Source organism: Streptomyces sp. NPDC006450, assembly GCF_040612195.1.
Classification (GTDB): Bacteria; Actinomycetota; Actinomycetes; order Streptomycetales; family Streptomycetaceae; genus Streptomyces.
The window spans coordinates 1-2236 of record NZ_JBEXPT010000261.1 but is presented as its reverse complement, the minus strand read 5'-3'; the positions used below and the strand labels follow the sequence as shown (position 1 = coordinate 2236).

Below are 2236 nucleotides of genomic sequence, written 5' to 3'. Positions count from 1 at the left end.
CAGGCATCCGGAGAGGGTCCCGGGGCCGGGGGCGGGGGCGGGGGCGGGGTGGGGTGTCGGCCTGGACTGCATGATTTAGGCGCCCCCTGTTTGCCTTGACAGTGGCGGGGTGTTCTTGCGCCACACATCACGCTTTACGTCCCGGCCGACACCCCACCCCGCCCCCGCCCCCGCCCCCGGCCCCGGGACCCTCTCCGGATGCCTGGGCGTGGCATCCTCAGCCTCGCCGGCGTTTGAGGCGCGGGTCCGGGCGGAGCCCGGGGAACGGGCGAAGGGCGGGTAGGGGACAGGCCCCGCGCAGCGGCATCTCACAGGGCGGCAGTCCACCTGGCCCGGGCCAGGGCTTCGCAGGACGGGCCCGTCCACCCGGTGCCCCCCGTCCGCCAGGACGGGCCCGCCCACCCGGGGCCCCCCGTCCGCCAGGACGGGCCCGCCTCCACCGGGACCCCGATACCCTGTCCCCGTGGCAGAACCAGTCCGGATCCCGACCGCGAAAGTCGCCCTCTCCACCGCCTCCGTCTACCCGGAGTCAACGGCGACCGCCTTCGAGATCGCCGCGCGCCTCGGCTACGACGGCGTCGAGGTCATGGTCTGGACGGACCCGGTCAGCCAGGACATCGAGGCCCTGCGCCGCCTCTCCGACCACCACCAGGTCCCGATCCTGGCCATCCACGCCCCCTGCCTCCTCATCACGCAGCGCGTCTGGTCCACCGACCCGTGGACCAAACTCCAGCGCGCCCAGGCGGCAGCCGAGAAGCTCGGTGCGAGCACGGTCGTCGTCCACCCCCCGTTCCGCTGGCAGCGCCAGTACTCCCGCGACTTCGTCACGGGCATCTGGCGGATGGCGGACGAGACCGACGTCCGTTTCGCCGTCGAGAACATGTACCCCTGGCGCTACCGTGACCGCGAGATGCTCGCCTACGCGCCCGAGTGGGACGTGACCAAGGACGACTACCGCCACTTCACGGTCGACCTCTCGCACACCGCGACCGCCCGCACCGACGCGAACGCGATGATCGACCGGATGGGCGACCGCCTCGCCCACATCCACCTCGCCGACGGAAACGGTTCCGCGAAGGACGAGCACCTCGTCCCCGGCCGGGGCAGCCAGCCCTGCGCCGAACTGCTGGAGCGGCTCGCCGCCATCTCCTTCGACGGGCACGTCGTCATCGAGGTCAACACCCGCCGCGCGATGTCCTCCGCCGAGCGCGAGGCCGACCTCGCCGAGGCCCTGGCCTTCACCCGGCTCCACCTCGCGACCGCCCCCGGCCCGGCACCCAGGACCCCGCGCCGGTGACCGAGCCCCTGCCGGACCCCGCGCCGGCCCCCCCGCCGCCGAAGCCCCGCCGAGGGCCCGGCCGGCCCCGCCAGGACGAGGTCGACGACGGCCCCGGCACCCAGGAGCGCATCCGCCTCGCGGCCCGCGCGGAGTTCGCCGCGCGCGGCTACGACAAGACCTCGGTCCGCGGGATCGCCAAGGCCGCCGGCGTGGACCCGGCCCTGGTGCACCACTACTTCGGCAGCAAGGACGACCTCTTCGCCGCGGCGATCGAGCTCAGCATGGAGCCCGCCCTCGTCCTCCCCAAGATCCTCGGTGCGGGCCCGGACGGCATCGGCGAGCGCCTGGCCCGCTACTTCCTCGGCGTCTGGGAGAACCCGGTCACCCGGACCCCGCTGCTCGCCGTGATCCGCTCGGCCCTCACCCACGAGGCCGCCGCGAAGGTGCTCCGCCGGCTGATCCTGCACCGCCTGCTGGAGCGGATCGCGGCCGACCTGAACGTCCCCGACCCGACCTTCCGCGCCGAGCTCGCCGCCTCCCACATGGTCGGCATCGCGATCCTGCGCTACGTCGTCCAGGTCGAGCCGCTCGCATCGGCGGACCCGGAGACCATCATCGAGCTGGTGGCGCCGACCCTCCAGCGCTACCTGACCGAGGAATGACGGGCACCCGCGCACGGCCCCCGGTACCCTCCGCACCCGTGCCCGATTACTGAGCCACCCGTCCCGGGGGGGGGGGCCTGGGGGGCGGGGGCGGGGGGGGGGGGGTGGCCCCGGAGCACGCGCAAGAACACCACCCGCGGGGGGCGGGGGGCGCGCCCCCGCGCCGCGGGCGCGGGGGGCCCCGCCGGGGGGCCCCCCCCCCCCCGGAACGGGCGAAGGGCGGGTAGGGGACAGGCCCCGCGCAGCGGCATCTCACAGGGCGGCAGTCCACCTGGCCCGGGCCAGGGCTTCGCAG

The 2236-nt window shown here is 75.1% G+C and carries 2 protein-coding genes; both read left to right on the top strand.

The features are described from left to right. Window positions 1-463 precede the first annotated feature (463 nt). Window positions 464-1297 carry a sugar phosphate isomerase/epimerase gene (locus ABZY57_RS32680; protein ID WP_356518168.1) on the top strand — a complete coding sequence of 278 codons (834 nt, stop codon included), beginning with the start codon at window positions 464-466 and terminating at the stop codon, window positions 1295-1297. Next, window positions 1294-1941: a TetR family transcriptional regulator gene (locus tag ABZY57_RS32675; protein WP_356518166.1), complete on the top strand. Its 648-nt coding sequence runs from the start codon at window positions 1294-1296 to the stop codon at window positions 1939-1941. The genes ABZY57_RS32680 and ABZY57_RS32675 overlap by 4 nt, the downstream gene beginning before the upstream one ends. The last annotated feature ends 295 nt before the right edge of the window (window positions 1942-2236 follow it).